The following is a 23069-nucleotide window of genomic DNA, read 5'->3' as shown; positions in this document are numbered from 1 at the left end:
CGATCAATCAGAAGTTGAGCGCGCGCTTGTCCACGGCCAGCGAGGCCTCTTTGAACGTCTCGGAGAGGGTCGGATGGGCAAAGCAGATGCGGGCGATGTCTTCGCTGCTGGCCTTGAACGCCATGGCGATCACGGCCTCGGCCACCAGTTCACTGGCCTGCGGGCCGACCACATGCACGCCGAGTATCTCATCAGTGGCAGGATCGGCGATCACCTTGACGAGGCCCGGCGTGTCGCCCAGCGCACGCGCGCGGCCATTGGCCATGAACGGGAAGGAACCGATTCGATAGGCGGTGCCCTGCTCTTTGAGCTGCTGCTCGGTGCGGCCTACCCAGGCAATCTCTGGGCTGGTGTAGATGACGTTGGGGATCGTATTGAAATCGACGTGACCGTGCTGGCCGGCAATGCGCTCGGCCACTGCGACACCTTCCTCTTCCGCCTTGTGCGCCAACATCGGGCCACGCACCACGTCACCGATGGCCCAGATGCCGGGCACACTGGTGCGGCATTCATCGTCCACCAGCACGGCGCCGCGCTCATCCAGTTGGAGTCCCACGGCGGCCGGATTCAGGCCTTCGGTGTTGGGCACACGGCCGATAGCCACGATCACTTTGTCTGCCTGCAAGGACTGCGTCTGGCCCTGGCTGTCGGTGTAGTGAATAGTCACGCCAGCCTCGGTTGCATTGACTTCGCGAACCTTCGCACCTAGTTCGATCTTCAGGCCTTGCTTGTCGAACGCCTTCTTCGCCTCCTTGGCGATGGCTTGGTCGACGATTGGCAGGAAGCTGGGCAAGCCTTCGAGGATCGTGACATCCGCCCCCAGGCGGCGCCAAACGGAGCCCAGCTCCAGGCCGATCACGCCGGCACCGATGACGGCCAACCGATCGGGCACGGCCGCGATGTCCAGCGCGCCGTCGTTGGAGAGCACGACCCGCTCATCGAACGGTAGGTTGGGGAGTGGCCGCACGTTGGAGCCTGTGGCAACGATGATCTGCTTGCCCACCAAGGTAACAGCCTCATCGGCGGCGACGCTCACCTCGAAGCCACCATCGACAGTCCTGGTGAAAGACGCCAGGCCGTTGAAAAACTGGACCTTGTTTTTGCGGAACAGATAAAGGATGCCTTCGTTGCTGGACTTCACGACCTGATTCTTACGTTCCAACATCGTGGTCACATCCATGCGCAGATCACCCGTGGAGATGCCGTGCGTGCCAAAGTGGTGCTTGGCTTGTTCAAAGTTCTCTGACGACTGCAGTAGCGCTTTCGAAGGGATACAACCGATGTTGTTGCAGGTGCCGCCAGGTGCTGGCTTTCCGTCCTTGTTCTTCCAGGCATCTACACAAGCGACCTTCATGCCTAATTGGGCAGCGCGAATGGCCGCGATGTATCCGCCTGGGCCGGCACCGATAACAATGACGTCGAAATGCATTTCCATGATTTACATCTCCAAAGTTTTTGAGGAAATAGTGAGCGCCTATGTCGCGCCTTTTGTCAGGTGGTCGCCAGATTACAGCTCGTTCCCTGACGATCACGTTGAACACTACGGCAGAACGAACCGGGCGCTCGCGGTATTGCCCCCACGTTCGACTTGGACGACGGCCTTCGTGCCCTTGGCTGCGGCGAAGGTCCCGCTGCCTTCGAGGCGGCTTCCGTCCGCGGCAGGCGTGAGTTGCACCTCCTGCTTTTGTGAGCCGGTCAACAGTGTGAGCTTGGCTTTGGTGTTGCTTACATTGACCTGCTTGCCGTGGTCGCGCAGGTAGAGTTGCGCTGCTGCGGGCTGAACGACCAACTCGTAGTCCACGTCCCGGACTTCGGTCACGACGCCACCATGCAGCGGCTTGTGGTCATGCGCGTGGTCATGGTCGCCTGCGGCGAAGGCGGTGACGGATGCCAGGGCGAGGGCGGTGCCGGCCGTGAGGGAACGAAATCGAACAGACATGAAAGCTCCTATAGGGTTACGGTGGTTGAAATCGGGTGACAGAAGGCGTTGCATCAGAATGCCTCCGCGTCGCGGTCGTCCAGCAGGCGTTCGGCAGGCTTGCGGCCGAACAGCCAGAACATGGCGGGTGTAAGGAAGGTGTCTAGCAGCGTGGAGCTGACCAGCCCCGAGAAGATCACCACCGCGACGGGGTGCAGGATCTCAGTACCGGGTCGGGACGCCTCGAACAGCAGCGGGGCCAGCGCGAAGGCCGTGACCAGCGCGGTCATCAGAACCGGGGAAAGCCGTTCGAGCGAGCCACGCACGATCATCTTCTGGTCGAAGTCCTCGCCCTCCATGCGCATGAGGTTGAGGTAGTGGCTCACCTTCAGGATGCCGTTGCGCACAGAAATACCCGCGAGCGTGATGAAGCCGACCAGGGCGGCCACGGACAACGGCTGGCCAGACAGCCACAGCCCCAACACGGCGCCGACCAGGGCCAATGGAATGTTCACCATGATGAGCGCTGATAGGACGACCGACTTGTAGCGCGTGTACAACACCACGAACATGAGCGTCAGGGAGACGATGGACAGCAGGCCCACCAGTCGCGAGGCTTCCTCTTGTGCCTGGAACTGGCCGCCCAGCGTGATGAAGTAGCCTTCGGGCAAGCGCACTTCTTGGACGACGCTGCGTATGTCGGCCACTACTTCGGACAGCGGCCGTCCCTGAGCGTTGGCCGACAAAACTATGCGTCGACGGCCATCGTCGCGGCTGACCTGGTTGGGGCCGTCGCTGTCTTCGATGGTGGCAAGGCGCGACAACGGGACCCGACCCATGGGCGTGTCGATGAGGATGCGGCTCAAGCCCTCAATCGACCGCGCCTGCTCGGGCAGGCGAACCACCAGCGCGAAGCGGCGGTTGCCCTCGATGACCTCGGTGATCTTTTCGCCTTCGACCAGGCTTTGCAGCGTGGACAGAATTTGCGGTGCGGCCACGCCGTAGCGTCCCGCCGCCGCATAATCCACGCGGATTTTGATCTGCGGCGCTAGGACCTGCTTTTCGATCTCCAGGTCAGCAAGCCCCGGAATTCCGGCCAGCTTGGCGCGCAGCAGATCCGCCTGCCCGCGCAGGACGTCCAGGTCCTCGCCGAACACCTTGATGGCGATCTGCGAGCGCACCCCCGACAACATGTGGTCGATGCGGTGCGAGATCGGCTGGCCAATGCCGATGGAGCCGGGCAAGTGAGCCAGACGCGAACGGATGTCGGCGGTGATCTCCTCCATGGAGCGCTTTAGCTCCGAGGCGGGCAGCAGGCCCACGTCCAGCTCGCTGACATGCACGCCTTCGGCATGCTCGTCCAGCTCGGCCCGTCCGCTGCGCCGGCCCACGTGCTGCACCTCTGGCACCTGCGCGACCAGCAGCTCGGCTTGCTGGGCAAGCGCCGAAGATTCGGCCAGCGTCACACCGGGATTCAGGCGCAGGCCCACCAGCAACGTTCCTTCATTGAACGGGGGCAGGAACGTGGTCGGGAAGAATGGCACCGCGGCGACAGCCAGTGTGACAGCCACAGCGGCCATGCCAAGGGCGGCACGCGGCCGCTGCAAGACCCGCTGCAGGCCGCCCTGATAGCGCGTCTTCAACCAGGCTAGAAGCCGAGTGTCGCCATGGTCCAGCGTCCTCATCTTGGGCAGCAGGTAGTACGAAAGCACCGGAGTGACCGTCACAGAGACCAGCAGCGAGGCCAGCGTGGAGACGATGAAGGCGATGCCCAGCGGCACGAACAAGCGCCCCTCCATCCCCGGCAGCGCGAACAGGGGCAGGAACACCAGCACAATGATCATCGTGGCGTAGAGAATCGCCGAGCGAACCTCCATCGAGGCCCTGGCAACGATGACCAGGGGCGTCAGCCGGTTCTCAGGGTGGCGGGTGCGGTCCTCCTTGAGCCGCCGCATGATGTTCTCCACATCGACCACAGCATCGTCCACGAGACCGCCGATGGCGATCGCCAGCCCACCGAGCGTCATGGTGTTGATTGATAGGCCGAAATAGTGGAACACCAGCCCGGTCACGAAGATCGAGGCAGGAATCGCGGTCAACGCGATCACCAGGGGGCGCAAAGTGCCCAGGAAGAAGAACAGGATCACCGCCACGAAGACCGATGCGCCGATGAGCTTGCCTTGCAGCGTGCTGATGGACGCCTCGATGAAGTTGGCTTGTCGGAAGGTCACCTGTGGCTCGGCCATGCCAGCCGGCAGTGAGCCCTTCATGTCCGCCAACGCTGACTCGATCGAGCGGGTCAGTGCAATCGTATCGGCCGTGGGCTGCTTTTGGATGCCCAGGATCACGGCTGGCAGGCCCTCGAAGCCCGCATCGCCGCGCTTGATGGCTGGCGCAAACTGAACATCGGCGACCTGGTGGAGCAGGATGGGTTGGCCCGCACGCACCGCGAGAGGCAGGTTACGCAGGTCGTCGAGTCGGGACGTGCGGCCCAGGTTGCGGATCAGGTACTCGCGGCCATTGATCTCCAGGAAGCCGCCGGAAGTGTTCGCGGAGAAGCCCTTGAGAGCCGCATCCAGATCGGACGCAGTCACGCCCAGCTCTGACATTCGCGTGGTGTTGGGCTGGACCTGGAACTGACGGACCTCGCCTCCGATCGGGATGACTTGGGCAACACCAGGTATGGCCATCAGCCGGGGGCGTAGCACCCAGTCCGCGTACTCGCGAGTGTCCATGGCCGACAGCGGCGGGGCTGCGTTCTTCTGCCCTGAGGGCTTGGCACCGATGGGGATTGCAATCTGCATGATCTCGCCCATCACTGAGCTGATTGGCCCCATAGTGGGCGTCACGCCCGGGGCTAGCCCTTCCTCCATGGACGTCAGGCGTTCGGAGACCATCTGGCGCGCCCGGAAGATGTCGGTCTTCCAGTCAAATGTCACGTAGATGAAGGAAAGCCCGGCGCTGGAGACCGAGCGCACGCTTTCGACGCTGGGCAGGCCGTTCATGGCCGTTTCGAGCGGGAACGTGATGAGTTGCTCGACTTCTTCGGCAGCCATGCCGCCAGCCTCCGTCATGAGAGTGACGGTCGGCTTGTTGAGATCGGGAAAGACATCTACCGGCGTGCGCGTCAGGGTGAACGCGCCATACGCCATCAGCACCAGCGCCCCGATGATGACCAGGAGCCGGTTTCGTAAGCTATTTTCGAGAAGCCACTTGAACATGGAATGGTGCCCCTCAACGAACTTGATTGATCAGGGACGCGCCCTCGACAACCACGCGGTCGCCGTCCGCCAGGCCCGAAGTGACAGCGATGGATGCACCATCCAAAGGAGTGATGTTCACGACACGCGGCTCGAAGCGCTCGGCCTGGTCTTTGACCCAGACGATGTTCTGGTTGGCAGGGTTCTTCATCAGCGCACCGGAAGGCACGCGGTAGCCAGGTACCGTCGTCGCCTCTTGCACGAAGACCACCACCGGCATACCGACCGCCAAGCGCGAGAGGCTTTCGCTGGTGCCCTTGAACAGCATGGGCAGGGCCTGCTCGCGCAGGCTGCTGGCGGCACCGACGAAGCTCAGCGGCACCTTCTGACCGCCTACTGCGAGTGCAGCACCGGCCAGGTTCTGTGCCATTGCCGGATCGTAGGCAAGCGCCTCGATGCGCAGTTGGGTCGGATCGACCACCTCAAACACCAGTTCGCGCGCATCCACGACCTGCCCGGCAACTGCGGGGCTGGATGCGATGACGCCGCTGACTGGGGCCTTCAGTACGTCCCTGCCGGCGAGGCCCCCGCTCAAGGCGCGGGCGCGTTCGGTCAGGCTGTTCACTTCGCTTTCGGCTGCTTCGATCTCCTTGCGGGGCACGGTCTCCGACAGCTCGCGCAGCCGGGCCAAGCGCTTCTGCGCGAGCGCTTGGCCCGCACGCAGCTCGGCAACCTGGGCCATCTGGCCTGAGCGCTCCAGCACACCGCTGGCCGGTTCGATGTAAGCCAGCACCTGGCCCTTGCGCACGGATTGGCCGATCTGCGGCAGACCATCCGGCCCGGGCACCAGCCGGCCCATTACCATTGCCTGGACCTTGCCGCCTGTCGTCGGGTCCATGATTACTTTGCCAGCCAGTTCATGGCTGCGGGCCAAGGGCTCCTGCTTGATCAGCTGGGTGCGTACACCGATCTGACGTTGCGACGGTTTCGGAAGAAACACGCTGCCATCAGGCTGGCGCTGGGGGCCATTGGAAGACGCAGCCGGCGCTTCGTCGCCGTGGTCATGGCCGTCGTGAGCGAACGCGGGAGCAGCCAGAGCCAATGCAGCCGCCATGGCCGTCGTCATTAGGAAACGGAAGTTGCGCTTCATGCTGCACCTCGCAGTGCACCGTTGGTGCGTGTACGTCTGCGCAGCGCCCACGCTAGGACACCGACGCCGAGGACTGCGGCACCGCCACCTAGTACGACCACACGGCCGGATGCGACGGCATGCTCGTGTTCGGCGTCTTCGCTATGAACATCGAGAACGCCCGTCAACAGGTCCGATTGGCCCTGCGCAGTAATAGTGGCCATGATTGAGGTCTCGCCATCGGATAGCGGCTCAGTCAGATCGGCCTCGAACTCTCCAACCCCGTGTGAGCTGACCTTTACCTGTTGACCACCCAGCTCGAGGGTCAGCTCGCCATCGGTCACCGGCCGGTTGTCGGCAGCATGGTCGAGGTAGAGTGTGAGACGCTGGCCGTTCAGCACACCCACCAGTTCGAAGTCATCGGAAACTGCGGCAAAGCGCGGAAGCGCGGCCGCTGCGGGGGCAGGAGCGGCTTCGCCATGGTCATGGCCGTCGCCGGCCCACGTTGCGCTACTGCCAAGCAGGAGGCTGGACAAGGCAGCTGCACGCCAGAAAGAGGATTGCGACATTTCTAAGGTTCCAGGATGGTTGAGCGCGCGCCGATCAGCGCGTGCCGGAGATGTCAGTGAAAGTCTCGGTCGGCTGCGGCAGCGTGCCTTGTGCCTGCAACAGGGACGAGATGGCCGCGGCATGCTCCACCTTGGCGAGCAGCGCCGCGCGCTCGGCCTCGGTGGCCTCCTGCTCGATGCGAAGGCGTGTCGGCATGTCCGTCTCGCCCATCGCGAACGACTTTTGGTAGAAGGTGCGCGTTTGTTGGGCTAGTCGCTGGCGCTCCGAAGCGGCCTGCATCTGGGTGCTGGTTGCCAGTTCGCGCGATTGGGCAGTTCGAATTTCCGAGAGTAGCCGGGTGCGCTGGGCCGCGAGTGCCGACTCAGCCTCCAGTGCCTGCGCATTGGCGCTGGACAATTGCTCGGTATGACGGCTACCCGTACCGAAGGGAATGCGCACACCCACCGTGATCGTCTGGTTGTAGCGTTCGCCGTAGCCGCCCCGATCCCGCGTGGTCGCCAGGGTCAGTTCGGGGTTGGCGTACTTCTGATGGGACACCAGTTCCGCAGAGCGGCGGGCCGCCAGCGCCTTGTGCTGCAGTTCCAGCAGCGCAGGGTGGTTACCCAACAACGCGCCGGACGGCTGTGCCGATGCCGGTTGAACTCGGACACCTGACTGCTCCGGCTGCGCGGAATCGGCCTGCGACGGGATACTCTCGATGCCGGTCAGTGCCAACAACGCCTCGCGCTGCGTGATTTCTTCGGCCTGAGCAATGGCCAGGGCACTACGAGCCGACGCCAAGGCGCCATCGGCCTGGTTTCTGTCGGCTTGCGCCAGGTCGCCCGCGCGAACTCGGCGAGCCACATCTTGCGCCAACTCGTCCGCGCTGCGGGTGCGATCCTGCGCCGCCACCAATTCGGCCTGGGCACGCTGCCATGCCCACCATGCCTGGCGAACCTGTCCGGCCGTGCGTAGCTTGGCGGCCAGCATCCGGCTGGATAGCGCGAGGCTTTCCGCGTCCGCCCAGCGTGCCGACGAGGCGCGCTCACCAGGCATCCAAAGGGGAATAGCCACCCCGACTTCATATTCGCGCTGTCCGTTGCGGTTGTTGAACCGATCAGTTTTGGTGGAGGCTTCCAGCGCCATCGGACCTGCCACCCAACTGCCGGCCGTCTCTTGGCGTGCTTGGGCGGCCTGCTGCCAGGCGCCTTCTCCAGCGGCTTCTGGCTGCCGCTGCCAAGCTGACTCCCACAATTGGGCGACCATGTGGCTGTCTGGTCTGGATGGGACGTGAGGGGCGGCTACTGGCTGGGCTAGCACGGTGCCGGCCCAAAGCGTGGATACCGCCCATATCCATCCCTTGCGTATGTCTTTGCGAAGCATTCAATTCTCCATCGGTGTTGCATCAGTACTTACCCCCGGCTGGGTGTTCTCTTTCCGAGCAAGTGCTTGTCGTTGAAAAGCCACTGTTCACTGGCTTAGATATGAACAATTGTATATCTATTCATATGAATGGGAAAGAAAACCTTACATCCTTTGAGCACCAATCGCCTTAGAGAGGGCGTCGGGCGCAAGACATCGAGAGGCGAGGTGGGGCTAATCCACTGCGCAAACAGCTATGCAGACTCCTTGAGCATATCCCCCGGGGGGGGATATGATTGCTGCATGAAAGAGATGCACAAGCACACCAGCCACCCAGATCTCGTGAAACGGCTCAAGCGCGCCGAGGGTCATCTGCGACACGTCATCGGGATGATCGAAGGAGAAGAAACCTGCCTGGACATCGCTCGCCAGCTCGCTGCGGTGGAGAGCGCCGTCACAGCGGCCAAGCGCGTCCTGATCCATGACCACATCGACCACTGCCTATCTCATGATGAGGACTCCGTTCTAGCCGAAATGAAGGCGCTAACCAGACTGCTCTGAGGTCTCTCGATGCTCTCCGTCCTAAAGAACCGCACCTACCGCCACCTGTTCACCGCGCAGGTGATCGCACTCGTCGGCACAGGCCTGATGACGGTAGCGCTCGGCCTACTTGCCTACGAGCTGGCCGGGGCCGATGCAGGTGCGGTGCTCGGGTCGGCGCTGGCTATCAAGATGCTGGCCTATGTGGGAGTCGCTCCAGTCGCACAGGCCTTCGCCGACCAGTTCCCGCGACGGTCATTGCTCGTAGCGCTGGACCTGGTACGAGCGGTTGTCGCGATCTGTTTGCCCTTTGTCACCGAGGTCTGGCAGATCTATCTGCTGATCTTTGTCCTGCAAGCGGCATCCGCCGGCTTCACGCCGACTTTCCAAGCCACTATCCCGGACATCCTTCCCGATGAAGAGGACTACACGAAGGCGCTGTCGCTGTCCCGGCTGGCCTATGACCTGGAAAGCCTGATTTCCCCGATGCTGGCTGCTGCGCTGCTGACCGTCATCAGCTTTCACAACCTGTTCGCGGGAACAGTGCTCGGTTTCCTCGTTTCAGCCGCGCTCGTGGTCAGCGTGCGGTTGCCCACAACTATTCCCGGACCGCGCCGCGGCATTTGGGATCGCACGACCCGCGGCACACGCATCTATCTCGCTACGCCACGCCTGCGGGGCCTGCTGGCGATCAGCTTGGCCGTCTCGGCGGCGGGCGCCATGGTGATCGTGAACACGGTGGTTCTCGTGAAGGCGCGCTTTGGCCTAGGCGAGGTCGAAGTGGCGTCGGCACTGGCGGCATTCGGAGGCGGTTCGATGGTGGCAGCCTTCGTTCTGCCATCCTTACTGGAAAAGGTGGCCGACCGAACCGCGATGCTCACCGGCGCTACCGTACTGGTCGTGGGCACGGGGATCGGCGCACTGCTGCCGAGCTATGCATTGTTGCTGCCGCTGTGGTTGATCATCGGCTTTGGCTACAGCGTGGCGCAAACGCCATCCGGCCGTCTTCTGCGCCGCTCGGCCCATGCCGAGGACCGTCCTGCGATCTTCGCGGCACACTTCGCGCTGTCGCACGCCTGTTGGCTCATCTGCTACCCACTTGCCGGCCGCTTCGGCGCGGTCATGGGCTTGCCATCGACCTTCATTGTCATGTCCCTGGTCGGCTTGGCCGGCGTGGCGCTGACGCTCTGGCTGTGGCCGGCCAGCGACCCTTCTGACGTGGCGCATGACCACCCCAGCTTGCCGCCGGATCACCCTCATTTACGCACACACGCAGACCAAGGCAGGCACCATCACCAGCTGATTCTGGATGACCTGCACCGTATCTGGCCGAAAGGATAGGCACATTTTCTCGTTGCGGCATCACAACGCATGGCTTCGGAGGCTGAGAAGGGTGAGCGAAAATATATCACATGAACACATATTCATGTGTTATATTTCGCCATAGTCAAACACTCAACCAGCAGAGGCGCCCATGTCCCAATCCAATGCACATGACCATGGTCACGACCATGATCACGACCACACCCCCACAGTGACGAGCGCCAACGAGCGCAAGGTTCTGGTTTCCTTCTTCCTGATCTTCGGCTTCATGCTCGTGGAAGCTGTCGGCGGCGTGCTGTCGGGCTCGCTAGCCCTACTTGCCGATGCTGGCCACATGCTGACCGACGCCGTGGCACTTGCCCTGGCTTACGCTGCCTTCCGATTCGGTCGCCGCGCAGCCGACAGCAAACGCACATTCGGTTACCTGCGCTTCGAGGTCATCGCCGGCTTCCTGAACGCCGTGACCCTGTTCGCGATCGTCGCATGGATCGCCTACGAGGCGTGGGAGCGGCTGCAGGCGCCGCCCGTCATCCTCGCCGGCCCGATGATGATCGTCGCCGTGCTCGGCTTACTGATCAACGTCCTCGTGCTGTGGATCATGACCCGCGGCGAAACCGATCACGTCAATGTGAAAGGTGCCATCCTCCACGTGATGGGTGACCTGCTCGGCTCTGTCGGCGCCATCGTTGCAGCGATCGTCATCTACTTCACCGGCTGGACTCCGATCGACCCCATCCTGTCGGTTCTAGTAGCGGCGTTGATTCTGCGCAGCGCCTGGAAGCTCCTGGCCAAGTCGATCCATATCCTGTTGGAGGGTGCGCCAGAGGACGCTTCGCCGGAAAAGGTGGAACAAGGCCTGATGAGCACTGTGCCCGGCCTGGCGGCTGTCAGCCATGTTCACGTGTGGCAACTCACTTCCGGTCGCACGATGGCCACGCTACACGTTCGACCCAACGTGGACGAGGAGGCGCGAGCTGTGGTCAAGCGCGTCGAGGCGGTGCTGCGAGAGCAGTTCAGCATCGAACACGCCACAGTCGGAATCGACTGGAACTCGGAGGCTGACGAGAACATCTGCAGCCTGCAACCCACGACAGGCCGTCAGGACCACAGCGGCCACGACCACAGTGAGCACAATCATGACCATGACCACTCCGCTCCCGGTCACAAGCATTGAGGCCGTGCTAGACGGTTCGCAGTTCACTTGAGGGTTTGAATCCATGACATCCCGCAAAACCACCAGCGCCGCTATTGTGCAATGTTCGACCTCTAACCACGGCACGACCACTGATGTCCTCGCACTATCGCAAAGTGACGTCGCTGTTCTGGCAGAGACCTTCCGCCTGCTGGGCGACCAATCGCGATTGAAAATCCTGTTGCAGTGCATGCGCGGATCGGTCGCAGTGGGCGACATTGCTGGCTCGCTAGACCTGTCGCAGTCCTTGGTCAGCCATCACCTGCGCCTGTTGCGCGGCGCGCGCCTCGTGCGCGGCGAGCGCCAAGCCAAGCACATCTTCTACGGCATTGCCGACCAGCACGTCAGCCAGGTACTCCAGGACATGGCGGTTCACATTTCGGAGGACAGACACGACGATTGACTGAACATGTGAGTGCGCGCCGGCCTACGCCTTCAAGGGGTAGGCTTTTTTTGGCTATTAATCTAGAGAGACACCGGCGCGCCTTGCTGAATGCCTAGAAGACCCCAAGCAAAAAGCACTCTAAAAATAAACACTTGAACATATCTTCATGTGTGTTATTATTTGTCTACGGGGTATCCGAAAGGCGTAAGGACCACGCCATTATTTTTAACGTCAAGGAGTATTGACCATGTCCAAGAAAATTCGCTTTGCTGTTCTGCTTTCCGCACTTTTTGCTGCTGGAGTAAACGCTCAACCGTTCGCCGCAGATATGACACGGCAACAGGTCCAGGAGGATCTGGCTGCTTGGAGGCAATCTGGGTTGGAAGCGTTGTCTCGCGGCGAAAGCGGCCCGGATACGTTCAGCCCTCAATACCAGGCTGCCTTTCAGCGCTACTTGCAATTGACCCAAGGTGATATGTATCAGGCGCCCTCAGCAGGAAAGACTCGTGCTGAAGTGATGGCTGATTTGGAACTGTGGAAAATCTCCGGCATGCACGCGTTCACCTCGCGCGGAATCACCACCGCTTCGCACACCCAAGCCTACCAACAAGCCTACGAGAGCTATCTCCAGCTCAAGCTGGTTGCGGCTTACAAGGCTCCGGTGGCATTGACTCGTGCTCAAGTAAAGAGTGATTTGGCAGATTGGCAGGTTGCGGGAATGGCTGGATTCTGGGCTGGTGAGCAGACGCCTGATACCTATAGTGATGCCTACCGCACCGCATTTGAAACCTACCAGATGCTGCGCAACAAAAAATGACTTAATGGCAGCTGCATAAAGCAGCGGTCGGATGGTTCAGCCAGAAAGAGATTCTTTCTTTTTTTTGAATAAACATACAAACAAGTGTTCATTTGTTTGCATAACATTCCGATCGCTGATTTGTGCGTCCTGCCACGGCGATTACTCAGAGAACCAGGAGATTGATATGTCTTTGGAAACATTGGACGGCACAGGAGCGCAGGACGAACAACTGGGCTTTCGGGTCGAAGGTATGGATTGCGCCAGTTGCGTCGGCAAGATTGAAACAGCGCTTGGTCGAATTGATGGCGTATCAAATGTACAGGTTAATTTTACAAATGAGACGCTGACGTTGACGCGCAGCACAAGTAGCCGAAATACTGCACGCGACATTGCCAAGAAAATCCGGTCCCTGGGCTTCGACGTGCAGGCACTGCCCGCGTCCGAAATGTCCGCAGCACCTGCACCGTGCCATGCGGCCCACGCGCATGACCACGCCGGCTGCGGCGGCCACCATGACCATGGGCATGCCCACGACCACGGGCACGATCATTCGCACGGCAAAGCGTGCGGTGATGACCATGGGCATGGCCATGCTCACGGCCATGCCCATGCCCATGACCACGGTCACGATCACGGGGCCTGCAGCGGGCATGACCATGCGCCGGCCTCTGCCTCCCGTGGAGCACCCAGCACGCCCCCCAACGTGTCCATGCGCGTCGAGGGCATGGACTGCGCCAGTTGCGTCGGCAAGATCGAAACGGCGCTCGCTCGCATGGATGGCGTGTCCGATGCCCGCATAAACTTCACCGCAGAAACGCTGGAATTGACGCTCGCGTCTGGCGGCCCCACGCAGCTCGGCCACATCGAGAAGACCATCAAGAGCCTGGGCTTCGGCGTCTCCGACGTGCGCCGCCATGATGGCTCAGCACCCGCGGCCCCAGCAGCAGCATCGACGGCGCGCCATCAGCGCTGGTGGCAGACGAAGAAAGGCAAGCACGTGCTGGGCCTGGGCGGCCTGATGGGCTCGGCCTACGCGATCGCGCAGTTCGTTCCTGGCTACGCTGAATGGATCTTCGCCGCTGCGGTGATCGCGGGCGTGCTGCCGTTCGCTCGCAAAGCCTTCGCGCTGGCTGTGTCAGGCTCGCCGTTCTCTATCGAAACGCTGATGGTCGTCGCCTCGCTGGGCGCGCTCGTGATAGGCGAGGCCGAGGAAGCTGCTGCCGTGGTGTTCCTGTTCGCGATCGGCGAGCTGCTGGAAAGCGTGGCCGCCGGCCGCGCGCGCGCCGGCATCAAGGCGCTGGCCTCCCTGGTGCCTAAGACGGCGGTACTGCTCGATGCCGCGGGCGGGCAGCGCGAAGTGCCCGCCGCTTCCCTGCGCGTGAGCGACCGCGTGCTGGTGCGCCCTGGTGACCGGGTGCCTGCGGACGGCAAGATCCTCCGCGGTGAAAGCAGCCTGGACGAGTCGCCTATCACCGGCGAGTCCGTACCGCGTCAAAAGGCTATCGGTGCCGACGTGTTCGCCGGCTCCATCAACGTCGATGGCGTGCTCGAAGTACAAGTCGAGAAGACGGCATCGGACAACACCATTTCTCGCATCATCCAACTGGTGGAGCAGGCGCAGTCCTCCAAGGCGCCCACGGCTCGCTTCATCGAAAAGTTCAGCCGCTACTACACCCCTGCCGTCATGGCCATCGCGGCGTTGATCGTGGTGGTTCCGCCACTTGCCATGGGTGGCGACTGGGGTACCTGGCTGTACCGCGGCCTCGCACTGCTGTTGATTGCCTGCCCATGTGCGCTGGTGCTCTCCACACCGGCGGCCATCGCCTCGGGCCTTGCGGTGGCCACGCGACGGGGCCTGCTGATCAAGGGTGGCAACGCGTTGGAAACCATCGGCCGCGTGCGCGCCATTGCCTTCGACAAGACTGGCACGCTGACCGAGGGCAAGCCGCGCATCACCGAGGTCCTGCCCTTCGGGCTGTTCAAGCATCAACAGGTCCTTGCGCTTGCCGCCGCTGTCGAGTCCGGCTCAAACCATCCCTTGGCGAAGGCCATTGTCGCCCATGCCAAGAGCCTGGACGTGGCGATTCCCCAGGCCACGGGCGCATCGGCCATTGCCGGCAAGGCGGTGCGCGCCACCGTGAACGGCAGTGCGCTCGCTGTCGGATCGCCCGCCCATGCGGAACAGACGGCCACGCTGACAGCCGCGCACCGCAGGGAAATCGACAAGCTGGAGGATGGCGGCAAGACCGTGGTGGTCCTGTTCGACGAAGCCAGCAAGAACGTTCTGGGCCTGCTGGCCCTGCGCGACGAGCCCCGCCGCGACGCGCGCGAAGGCGTGGCCCAGCTCAACGCCATGGGCGTGCGCTCGGTCATGCTGACCGGCGACAACCGCCGCACCGCGCAGGCGATCGCCGGCAAGCTGGGCATCGAGTGGGAGGCCGAGCTGCTGCCGCAGGACAAGCTGCGCTTGGTCAACGAGATGAAGCGTGATGCCAAGGTGGCGATGGTCGGCGACGGCATCAACGACGCGCCGGCCCTGGCGACCGCCGACGTGGGTATCGCCATGGGCGGCGGCACGGACGTGGCGCTGGAAACCGCCGATGCCGCGCTGCTCAAGAGCCGCGTCACGGACGTGGCCCACCTGGTGGCCCTGTCGCGGGCGACGATGGCCAACATTCACCAAAACGTCGTATTCGCCATTGGCCTCAAGGGCTTGTTCCTGGTCACCACCGTGTTGGGTATCACCGGCTTGTGGGTTGCCGTGCTGGCCGACACCGGCGCCACGGCCCTGGTCACGCTGAACGCACTGCGCCTGCTGCGCTTCAAGGGCGCGCCGGAGGCCAACCACGGCGACGACGCCGGGCGTCCCACCACCTTGTCCGTGCCGTCTGCCCGCTGAGGCAACAAGAGGGCTTGACCTTGCCGTCGTTGTAACGCCTAGCCTCCACACAAATGTCTGCAGAGCGCTTCGGAAGGGCCGGAGTCCTGCATCCAAGAAAGGGTCACTTCCATGCGTAAAAAAATCAGAATCATTGTGGTGGCAGGCGTCATCGCAGCCGTCGGGGGGATAGCGATCGCTGCCCGCGACGCCAAGGACGAGGGCAAGGCCGCGGCGCCCCCGGCGGGCGCGCCGATGGCGCCGCAGGTGCCCGTGGCCGAGGTCATTACCCGCACGGTCGCGCCATCGGCCGAGTACACCGGCTTCCTGGCCGCGCCCAAGACCGTCGAGCTGCGCTCGCGGGTCGGCGGCGCCGTCGATGCGGTGAGCGTTCCCGAAGGTAGCCTCGTGCGCAAGGGCCAACTGCTGTTCCAGATCGACCCGAGGCCGTTCCAGGTTGCGCTCGACACGGCCGTGGCGCAACTGCGTCAGGCCGAGGTGCTGGCCAGCCAGGCCCAGGCCGACTTTGACCGCGCCGAGCGCCTGGTGGCGACCGGCGCCGTCGCGCGCAAGACCTATGACGATGCCGCCTCCGCACGCAACGCGCGCCAGGCTCAGGTGCAGGCGGCTAAGGCCGCCGTTGCTGCGGCTCAGCTGGACCTGTCCTACGCCCGCGTCACTGCGCCCATCGCCGGGCGCGTCGACCGCGTGCTCGTGACCGAGGGCAACTTGGTCAGCGGTGGCGGCGCCGGCGCGGCCACGCTGCTGACCACGATCGTATCCATCGACCCGTTGCACGTGTACTTCGACATTGATGAGGCCACCTATCTCAACGTCGTCAGCCGCTCGCGGCCCGCTGCGGGCGCCGGTAGCAAGGCTTCGCTGCCCGTGCAGGTCGGGCTGACCACGGACAAGGGTTTCCCGCACAGGGGCGCGCTCGACTTCGTGGGCAACACCATTGACCGAAGCACCGGCACGATCCGCGCGCGCGCCGTTGTGCCCAACCCGGATGGGCGCATGGCACCCGGCATGTTCGCCCGGGCCAAGCTGTCCACCGGCGCGGCGCGCGAGGCCGTCCTGATCGACGATCAGGCCGTGGGCACCGACCAAGGGCGCAACTACGTGCTGGTCGTGGGCGAGAACAACCAGGCCCAGTACCGGCCCATCGAACTGGGGCCGGTGGTGGACGGGCTGCGCGTCATCAACGGCGGCCTGCAGGCCGGTGAGAAGATCATCATCAAGGGCCTCGTGCGCCCCGGCATGGCGGTCACGCCGCGCATGGTGCCCATGCAGGCGCCCGCGGCACCGGCCGCCGGCGCGACCGGCGCGACCAAGGCTGCGGCAAACGCTCCGGCTCCCGCTGCGGCGCCTGCCAAGGCCGGTGGCGCGGACCCCGCCAAGGCTGACGGCGCGGCCGGCTCGGCGGAGGCCCGCAAATGAATTTCCCCCGCTTCTTCATCAACCGGCCGATCTTCGCCATCGTCCTGTCGGTGCTGATGCTGATCGCGGGCGCGATCAGCTATTTCCAGCTCCCCCTGAGCGAGTACCCCCAGGTCACGCCGCCGACGGTGCAGGTCACCGCCAGCTATCCCGGCGCCAACCCGCAGGTGATCGCCGACACCGTGGCATCGCCGCTGGAGCAGGCGGTCAACGGCGTGGAAGGCATGATGTACATGCAGTCCCAGATGTCCACGGACGGGCGGATGGTGCTGACCATCTCGTTCGAGCAGCACATCGACCCCGACGTCGCGCAGATCCAGGTGCAGAACCGCGTCTCACGCGCGCTGCCCCGGTTGCCGCCCGAGGTCCAGCGCATCGGCGTGGTCACCGACAAGACCGCGCCCGATATTCTCATGGTGGTGCATATGCTCTCGCCGGGGGACCGCTACGACCCGCTGTACGTGTCCAACTACGCGATGCTCAACGTGCGCGACGAACTGGCGCGCCTGCCGGGCATCGCCAACGTGATCATCGGCGGTGAAGGCGAGTACGCAATGCGCGTCTGGCTCGACCCCGAGAAGGTCGCATCGCGGGGCATGACCGCCAGCGATGTGGTCGCCGCCATCCGCGAGCAGAACGTGCAGGTCGCAGCCGGCTCGATCGGCCAGCAGCCGAATGCGTCGGCCGCCTTCCAGGTCAGCGTCAATGCGCTGGGGCGCCTGACCACCGAAGAGCAGTTCGGCGACATCGTGATCAAGGCCGGCGCCAACGGCCAGGTGACCCGCCTGCGCGACGTCGCACGCCTGGAACTGGGCTCGGACAACTACACCATGCGCGGCCAGCTCGACGGCGAGAACGCGGTCGGCCTGCAAATCCTGATGACGCCCGGCTCCAATGCCCTGGACACGTCCAGCGCGGTGCGCGCGACGATGGAGCGGCTGCAGGCCAAGTTCCCCGAAGGCATCGAGTACAAGATCGCCTACGACCCCACAGTCTTCGTGCGCGCCTCGCTCCAGTCCGTCGCCGTCACGCTGCTGGAGGCCATCCTCCTGGTGGTGATCGTGGTGGTGCTGTTCCTGCAATCTTGGCGCGCGTCGATCATTCCACTGATCGCCGTGCCGGTCTCGCTGGTCGGCACGTTCGCGGTGATGCACATGTTCGGCTTCTCGCTGAACACGCTGTCGCTGTTTGGCCTCGTGCTCTCCATCGGCATCGTGGTGGATGACGCCATCGTGGTGGTGGAGAACGTGGAGCGCCACATGGCGCTGGGCGAATCGCCCAAGGATGCGGCGCGCAAGGCGATGGATGAAGTGACTGGCCCGATCCTGGCCATCACCTCGGTGCTGGCAGCGGTCTTCATCCCCTCGGCGTTCCTGTCGGGGCTGCAGGGCGAGTTCTATCGCCAGTTCGCGCTGACCATCGCGTTCTCGACCATCCTGTCGGCGATCAACTCGCTTACGCTGTCGCCAGCGCTGGCCGCCATCCTGCTCAAGCCGCACCACGGCGCGGCCAAGCCCGATCGTCTCACGCGCATCATCGACGGCGTGTTCGGCGGCTTCTTCCGCCGCTTCAACCGCTTCTTCGATCGCGCCTCGAATTCCTACGTCGGGGGCGTGCGCCGCGCGGTGCGCGGCAGCGCCATCGTGCTGCTGCTCTACGTCGGCTTCCTGGGCCTGACCTGGCTGGGCTTCCACAAGGTGCCTGCGGGCTTCGTGCCGGCCCAGGACAAGTACTATCTCGTGGGCATCGCCCAGCTTCCGACCGGCGCCTCGCTGGATCGCACCGAGGCGGTCGTCAAGGAGATGACCAAGATCGCACTGGCTGAGCCGGGCGTCGAGAGCGTGGTGGCCTTCCCGGGCCTGTCGGTCAATGGACCGGTGAACCAGCCGAACACCGCGCTGATGTTCGCCATGCTCAAGCCCTTCGATGAGCGCAAGGACCCGTCGCTGTCGGCCTTCGCCATCCAGGGCAAGCTCATGGGCAAGTTCAGCCAGATCCCGGACGGCTTCGTTGGCATCTTCCCGCCGCCGCCGGTGCCGGGCCTGGGTTCGATGGGCGGCTTCAAGCTGCAGATCGAGGACCGGGCGGGCCTGGGTCCCGAGGCGCTTGCGCAGGCACAGGGCCAGATCATGGGCAAGGCCATGCAGGCGCCCGAGCTGGCGAACATGCTCGCCAGCTTCCAGACCAATGCGCCGCAGTTGCAGGTGGACATCGACCGGGTGAAGGCCAAGTCGCAGGGCGTATCGCTGACCGAGGTGTTCGACACCCTGCAGGTCAACCTTGGCTCGCTCTACGTCAACGACTTCAACCGCTTCGGTCGCACCTACCGGGTCATGGCCCAGGCCGATGCGCAGTTCCGCATGCAGGCTGAGGACATAGGCATGCTCAAGGTGCGCAATGCAGCGGGCGACATGATCCCGCTGAGCGCGATCGCGACCATCGAGCGCAGTTCCGGCCCCGACCGGGTGATGCATTACAACGGCTTTCCCTCGGCCGACATCAGCGGCGGGCCAGCGCCGGGCTACTCGTCCGGCCAGGCCACCGCCGCGATTGAGAAGATCGTGAGCGAATCGCTGCCGGACGGTATGACCTACGAATGGACGGACCTGACTTTCCAGGAAAAACGGGTTGGCAACACGGCGATCTACATCTTCGCGCTGGCGGTGCTGCTCGCCTTCCTGTTCCTGGCGGCCCAGTACAACAGTTGGTCGCTGCCGTTCGCTGTGCTGCTGATTGCACCCATGGCGCTGCTCTCGGCGATCGCCGGCGTCTGGCTCTCTGGGGGCGACAACAACATCTTCACGCAGATCGGTTTCGTGGTGCTGGTCGGCCTGGCTGCCAAGAACGCGATCCTGATCGTGGAGTTCGCCCGCGCGAAGGAAAGCGAAGGGGCCGATCCGCTGGCAGCCGTGCTCGAAGCCGCGCGCTTGCGGCTGCGCCCGATCTTGATGACGTCGTTCGCCTTCATCGCTGGCGTGGTGCCGCTGGTGCTGGCCAGCGGTGCGGGCGCCGAGATGCGCCACGCCATGGGCATCGCGGTGTTCGCCGGCATGCTGGGCGTGACGGTATTCGGCCTGGTGCTGACGCCGGTGTTCTACGTTGTGGTGCGCAAGCTGGCGCTGCGCCGCGAAGCGCGCCATGCCCGTGGCGGCATGACCGACCAGCACGCATGACGGCCAGGAGGACATACGACATGAAAACATCTTTCGCATTCACACGACCCGCCAGGACGCTGGCGCCGCTCGCCCTCGCGGCGGCGCTGGCTGGCTGCTCCATGGCACCGAAGTATGACCGGCCCGCAGCGCCGATCGACACGGCCTATCCCTCGGGCGCGGCCTATGTGGAACTGGCGGCCGCGACGCCCGACGACGCGATCACGGCCGAGATCGGTTGGCGGGACTTCTTCCGCGACCCGCTGCTGCAGCAGTTGATCGGCATTTCGCTGGAGAACAACCGCGACATGCACAAAGCCGCGCTCAACGTGGAGGCGGCTCAGGCGCTGTACCGTATCCAGCGTGCCGAGATGCTGCCGAACCTGGGCGTTTCCGCCCGCGGCGCGTCAGAGCGCGTACCGGCCGACCTCAGTACCACGGGGCAAAGCGACGTGCTCCGGCGCTACGACGTGGCCGGGGTGACGGCCGCCTGGGAGCTGGACCTGTGGGGCCGCATCCGCAGCCTCAACGACCGGGCGCTGGCGTCCTACCTGGCCCTCGACGAGACCCGCATCGCCACGCAGATGAGCCTGGTGTCCGAGGTGGCCAGCGCCTACCTCACGCTGCGCGCCGACCAGGAACTGCTGCGCCTGACGAGCGACACCCTCGCCACACAGAAGCGCTCCTATGACCTGACCACCCAACTGGTGGAAGCGGGAAATTCCACGCAGCTCGACCTGCGCCGCGCGGAGATCGCGCTGCGCACCGCCGAGGCCAACCGCGCCGCCTACACGCGGCAGGCGGCCAAGGACCGCAACGCGCTGGTGCTGCTGCTGGGCCAGCCGCTGACGCCGGAGCTGTCCCGGCAGCTTGACGAGGCCGTGGCGCTGCCGGACGACATCGTGCCGACCGACCTGCCGAGCGGCCTGCCGTCCGAACTGCTCGCGCGTCGGCCGGACATCCGCGCCGCCGAGCAGATGCTGATCGGCGCCAACGCCAACATCGGCGCGGCGCGGGCCGCGTTCTTCCCGACGATTAGCCTCACGGGCTCGGCGGGCACGGCCAGCGCTTCGCTGGACGGCCTGTTCGATTCGGGCTCGCGGGCCTGGAGCTTCCTGCCGCAGATCACGCTGCCCATCTTCCGCGGCGGCGCGTTGCGAGCCAATCTGGACGTGGCACAGGTACAAAAGAGGATCGAAATCGCCAACTACGAGAAGTCTATCCAGGCGGCCTTTGCTGAGGTGGCTGACGGCTTGGCGGGCAAGCGCACGCTTGATGAGCAGATCCGCTCGGAGCAGCTCCTGGTAGCGGCTAGCCAGAAAGCCTACCAACTAGCCGAGCAACGCTTCCAGGAAGGCGTGGACGACAACCTCACCTTGCTCGATGCGCAACGCACACAGTACGGTGCGCAGCAGACCCTGGTGCGCACGCGCCTGACGCGGCTGAACAACCTCATCCACCTCTACAAGGCGCTGGGTGGCGGCTGGACTGAGCACACGGTGCAATCGGGCGCCACCGGGCAACCATCCGCCCGGTCGCCGGGATAAGGGCTATGCGCAACGGCGGCGTTCCCCATCGTTGCGCACGGAGAACCGGATGAGGATCGGTGAACTTGCGCGCTTGACGGGCACCCCCCCGGAGAACATTCGGTTCTACGAGCGGGAGGGCCTGTTGCAAGCCCCGGAGCGGTCACGCAACAACTATCGGCGCTATGGCCCGGCCCATGTCGAACGGCTTCACCTGATTCGCAACTACCGTGCCTCGGGAATCGGCCTGGATGACGTGCGCCGCCTACTGGGTTGGGCACATGAGGGGTTCCTGGAACCTGAGCTGCTAAGGCAGGCTGTCCAAGGCCATCTCGCCTGTGTTGAGGAACGCATGGAGCAACTGATCCAGGTGAAAGAGCACCTGCTCGCATTGGCCCTGCACGGTGCTGCTTCCGCCGGGGCTTCCGAGGATGGACCGGCTCGCGATGGTTCGTGAGCATCGCATGTCCATATAACTGAATATATATTCATGCGTGTAATATTTCCGGCCAGACAAACGAATAAGAAAGACGCCCATGACCGACCAGAGCATCACGCGCCGAAACATCGGCGTTCTCACCGCCGCGCAGGCGCTCGGCGGCGCCAGCGCGCCCATCGTGATGTCGCTGGGTGGGCTGGTCGGCCAGCAGCTTGCCAAGAATTCGGCCTGGATCACCTTGCCCGTGAGTCTGTTCGGCCTGGGTCTTGCCATCGGCACCTTGCCTGCCGCCTTCATCATGCGGCACCATGGCCGCCGCAACGGATACGTGGTGGGGGTCGGCTTCGGCGTGGCCTCGGGCCTGATCGCCGCGTTGGGCATCATGCTGGCCTCGTTCTGGATCTTCTGCGCCGGCACCTTCCTGGCGGGCTTCTACGGCGCGTATGTGCAGAGCTACCGCTTCGCAGCCGCCGACACCGCCGAGGACGCGCTTAAGGCCAAGGCCATTTCCTGGGTCATGGTGGGCGGTCTCGCGGGCGCCATCATCGGGCCGCAGTTGGTGATCTTCACGCGCGATGCGGTAGCGGGCACGCCCTACGTTGGCAGCTTCCTCAGCCAGGCGCTGCTGCCGCTGATCGCCTTGCCGATCCTGCTGATGCTGCGCACGCCGAGCCAGACCCAGGCCGAAGCAGTCGCCGATAGCGGTCGGACGGTGCTGCAGCTCTTGGCGATGCCGCGCTATCTGCTGGCCGTGGCTGCGGGCGTGGTGTCCTATGGGGTGATGGCGTTCGTGATGACGGCCGCGCCGGTGGCGATGGTCAACCACGGGCATTCGGTGGACAACGCCGCCCTAGGAATACAGTGGCACCTGCTGGCGATGTTCGGGCCGAGCTTCTTCACCGGGCGACTGATGGTGCGCTACGGCAAGGAGCGCGTGACCGCCGTCGGCATGGTGCTGCTCGCCGCCTCCGGGGTGGTGGCCCTGGGCGGGCTCGGCCTGTCCCACTTCTGGGGCTCGCTGGCGCTGTTGGGCATCGGCTGGAATTTGAGTTTCATCGGCGCCACGGCGATGGTCACCGACTGCCACACCCCGGCCGAGCGGGGCAAGGCGCAGGGCATGAACGACTTCTTCGTCTTCGCCGCCACGGCGGCCGTGGTGGAAAATCGCATGTCGCGCGCAACGAAGCACAGGCCGTCGGCAATTTTAAAGAATATTAACTGTTTTTAGTAGTGAGGT

General features: G+C 64.0%; 17 protein-coding genes. 11 read left to right on the top strand and 6 right to left on the bottom strand.

Translation table 11 applies throughout. The features are described 5' to 3' along the window. Window positions 1-7: 7 nt before the first annotated feature. The 6 genes from lpdA to D8767_RS21505 form a co-directional block, all read right to left on the bottom strand. Complete coding sequence (lpdA, locus tag D8767_RS21530; protein ID WP_015912827.1) at window positions 8-1435, bottom strand: dihydrolipoyl dehydrogenase; 1428 nt, start codon at window positions 1433-1435, stop codon at window positions 8-10. Between the two features lie 105 nt (window positions 1436-1540). Next, window positions 1541-1939 carry a hypothetical protein gene (locus D8767_RS21525; RefSeq protein ID WP_015912828.1) on the bottom strand — a complete coding sequence of 133 codons (399 nt, stop codon included), beginning with the start codon at window positions 1937-1939 and terminating at the stop codon, window positions 1541-1543. Between the two features lie 53 nt (window positions 1940-1992). Next, entirely contained in the window at window positions 1993-5139 is a 3147-nt protein-coding gene (locus D8767_RS21520) for an efflux RND transporter permease subunit (RefSeq protein ID WP_012614056.1), read from the bottom strand. 13 nt (window positions 5140-5152) lie between these two features. Then, complete coding sequence (locus D8767_RS21515) at window positions 5153-6268, bottom strand: efflux RND transporter periplasmic adaptor subunit (RefSeq protein WP_003821159.1); 1116 nt, start codon at window positions 6266-6268, stop codon at window positions 5153-5155. Beyond that, entirely contained in the window at window positions 6265-6816 is a 552-nt protein-coding gene (locus tag D8767_RS21510; RefSeq protein WP_015912829.1) for a hypothetical protein, read from the bottom strand. Before D8767_RS21510 ends, D8767_RS21515 begins: the two co-directional genes overlap by 4 nt. A 34-nt stretch (window positions 6817-6850) precedes the next feature. Beyond that, on the bottom strand, window positions 6851-8062 hold the full coding sequence (locus D8767_RS21505; RefSeq protein ID WP_223656232.1) for a TolC family protein: 1212 nt from the start codon (window positions 8060-8062) through the stop codon (window positions 6851-6853). Between the two features lie 399 nt (window positions 8063-8461). On the opposite strand from D8767_RS21505, the gene D8767_RS21500 reads away from it, so the two are divergent. From D8767_RS21500 to D8767_RS21450, 11 genes are all read left to right on the top strand, one after another. Beyond that, the gene (locus tag D8767_RS21500) at window positions 8462-8719 is read left to right on the top strand and encodes a metal-sensing transcriptional repressor (RefSeq protein ID WP_003821156.1); all 258 of its coding nucleotides are present in this window, start codon (window positions 8462-8464) and stop codon (window positions 8717-8719) included. Between the two features lie 9 nt (window positions 8720-8728). After that, entirely contained in the window at window positions 8729-10039 is a 1311-nt protein-coding gene (locus D8767_RS21495; RefSeq protein ID WP_003821155.1) for an MFS transporter, read from the top strand. A gap of 133 nt (window positions 10040-10172) precedes the next feature. After that, window positions 10173-11195 carry a cation diffusion facilitator family transporter gene (locus D8767_RS21490; RefSeq protein WP_003821153.1) on the top strand — a complete coding sequence of 341 codons (1023 nt, stop codon included), beginning with the start codon at window positions 10173-10175 and terminating at the stop codon, window positions 11193-11195. 43 nt (window positions 11196-11238) lie between these two features. Beyond that, a complete protein-coding gene (locus D8767_RS21485; RefSeq protein WP_003821152.1) occupies window positions 11239-11616 on the top strand; it encodes a helix-turn-helix transcriptional regulator in 378 nt (125 codons plus the stop codon). A 229-nt stretch (window positions 11617-11845) separates the two neighbouring features. Continuing rightward, window positions 11846-12415: a DUF4148 domain-containing protein gene (locus tag D8767_RS21480; protein WP_034018378.1), complete on the top strand. Its 570-nt coding sequence runs from the start codon at window positions 11846-11848 to the stop codon at window positions 12413-12415. Between the two features lie 166 nt (window positions 12416-12581). After that, window positions 12582-15296 (top strand): heavy metal translocating P-type ATPase, encoded by a 2715-nt coding sequence (locus tag D8767_RS21475; RefSeq protein ID WP_012614060.1) that lies wholly within the window; start codon window positions 12582-12584, stop codon window positions 15294-15296. Window positions 15297-15407: 111 nt separating this feature from the next. Further along, window positions 15408-16715: an efflux RND transporter periplasmic adaptor subunit gene (locus tag D8767_RS21470; protein WP_003821145.1), complete on the top strand. Its 1308-nt coding sequence runs from the start codon at window positions 15408-15410 to the stop codon at window positions 16713-16715. Then, complete coding sequence (locus D8767_RS21465; protein ID WP_012614062.1) at window positions 16712-19888, top strand: efflux RND transporter permease subunit; 3177 nt, start codon at window positions 16712-16714, stop codon at window positions 19886-19888. Before D8767_RS21470 ends, D8767_RS21465 begins: the two co-directional genes overlap by 4 nt. A 20-nt stretch (window positions 19889-19908) precedes the next feature. Further along, complete coding sequence (locus tag D8767_RS21460; RefSeq protein ID WP_003821143.1) at window positions 19909-21414, top strand: efflux transporter outer membrane subunit; 1506 nt, start codon at window positions 19909-19911, stop codon at window positions 21412-21414. Window positions 21415-21463: 49 nt separating this feature from the next. Then, entirely contained in the window at window positions 21464-21850 is a 387-nt protein-coding gene (locus D8767_RS21455) for a MerR family transcriptional regulator (protein WP_015912830.1), read from the top strand. Window positions 21851-21929: 79 nt separating this feature from the next. Continuing rightward, on the top strand, window positions 21930-23060 hold the full coding sequence (locus D8767_RS21450) for an MFS transporter (protein ID WP_049285238.1): 1131 nt from the start codon (window positions 21930-21932) through the stop codon (window positions 23058-23060). Window positions 23061-23069 lie beyond the last annotated feature (9 nt).

This window comes from Pseudomonas sp. LTGT-11-2Z (assembly GCF_003691445.1).
In the GTDB taxonomy this organism is placed as follows: Bacteria; Pseudomonadota; Gammaproteobacteria; order Pseudomonadales; family Pseudomonadaceae; genus Aquipseudomonas; species Aquipseudomonas monteilii.
This window is presented reverse-complemented; position numbering and strand designations above follow the sequence as displayed.

Bases quoted from the DNA above. Each gene is read 5' to 3' on its own strand.
- D8767_RS21455 (WP_015912830.1), top strand. From the start codon at position 21,464: ATGAGGATCGGTGAACTTGCGCGCTTGACGGGCACCCCCCCGGAGAAC.
- D8767_RS21525 (WP_015912828.1), bottom strand. From the start codon at position 1,939: ATGTCTGTTCGATTTCGTTCCCTCACGGCCGGCACCGCCCTCGCCCTG.
- D8767_RS21490 (WP_003821153.1), top strand. From the start codon at position 10,173: ATGTCCCAATCCAATGCACATGACCATGGTCACGACCATGATCACGAC.
- D8767_RS21470 (WP_003821145.1), top strand. From the start codon at position 15,408: ATGCGTAAAAAAATCAGAATCATTGTGGTGGCAGGCGTCATCGCAGCC.
- D8767_RS21485 (WP_003821152.1), top strand. From the start codon at position 11,239: ATGACATCCCGCAAAACCACCAGCGCCGCTATTGTGCAATGTTCGACC.
- D8767_RS21505 (WP_223656232.1), bottom strand. From the start codon at position 8,062: ATGGTCGCCCAATTGTGGGAGTCAGCTTGGCAGCGGCAGCCAGAAGCC.
- D8767_RS21475 (WP_012614060.1), top strand. From the start codon at position 12,582: ATGTCTTTGGAAACATTGGACGGCACAGGAGCGCAGGACGAACAACTG.
- D8767_RS21515 (WP_003821159.1), bottom strand. From the start codon at position 6,268: ATGAAGCGCAACTTCCGTTTCCTAATGACGACGGCCATGGCGGCTGCA.
- D8767_RS21460 (WP_003821143.1), top strand. From the start codon at position 19,909: ATGAAAACATCTTTCGCATTCACACGACCCGCCAGGACGCTGGCGCCG.
- lpdA (WP_015912827.1), bottom strand. From the start codon at position 1,435: ATGGAAATGCATTTCGACGTCATTGTTATCGGTGCCGGCCCAGGCGGA.
- D8767_RS21450 (WP_049285238.1), top strand. From the start codon at position 21,930: ATGACCGACCAGAGCATCACGCGCCGAAACATCGGCGTTCTCACCGCC.
- D8767_RS21510 (WP_015912829.1), bottom strand. From the start codon at position 6,816: ATGTCGCAATCCTCTTTCTGGCGTGCAGCTGCCTTGTCCAGCCTCCTG.
- D8767_RS21465 (WP_012614062.1), top strand. From the start codon at position 16,712: ATGAATTTCCCCCGCTTCTTCATCAACCGGCCGATCTTCGCCATCGTC.
- D8767_RS21480 (WP_034018378.1), top strand. From the start codon at position 11,846: ATGTCCAAGAAAATTCGCTTTGCTGTTCTGCTTTCCGCACTTTTTGCT.
- D8767_RS21500 (WP_003821156.1), top strand. From the start codon at position 8,462: ATGAAAGAGATGCACAAGCACACCAGCCACCCAGATCTCGTGAAACGG.
- D8767_RS21520 (WP_012614056.1), bottom strand. From the start codon at position 5,139: ATGTTCAAGTGGCTTCTCGAAAATAGCTTACGAAACCGGCTCCTGGTC.
- D8767_RS21495 (WP_003821155.1), top strand. From the start codon at position 8,729: ATGCTCTCCGTCCTAAAGAACCGCACCTACCGCCACCTGTTCACCGCG.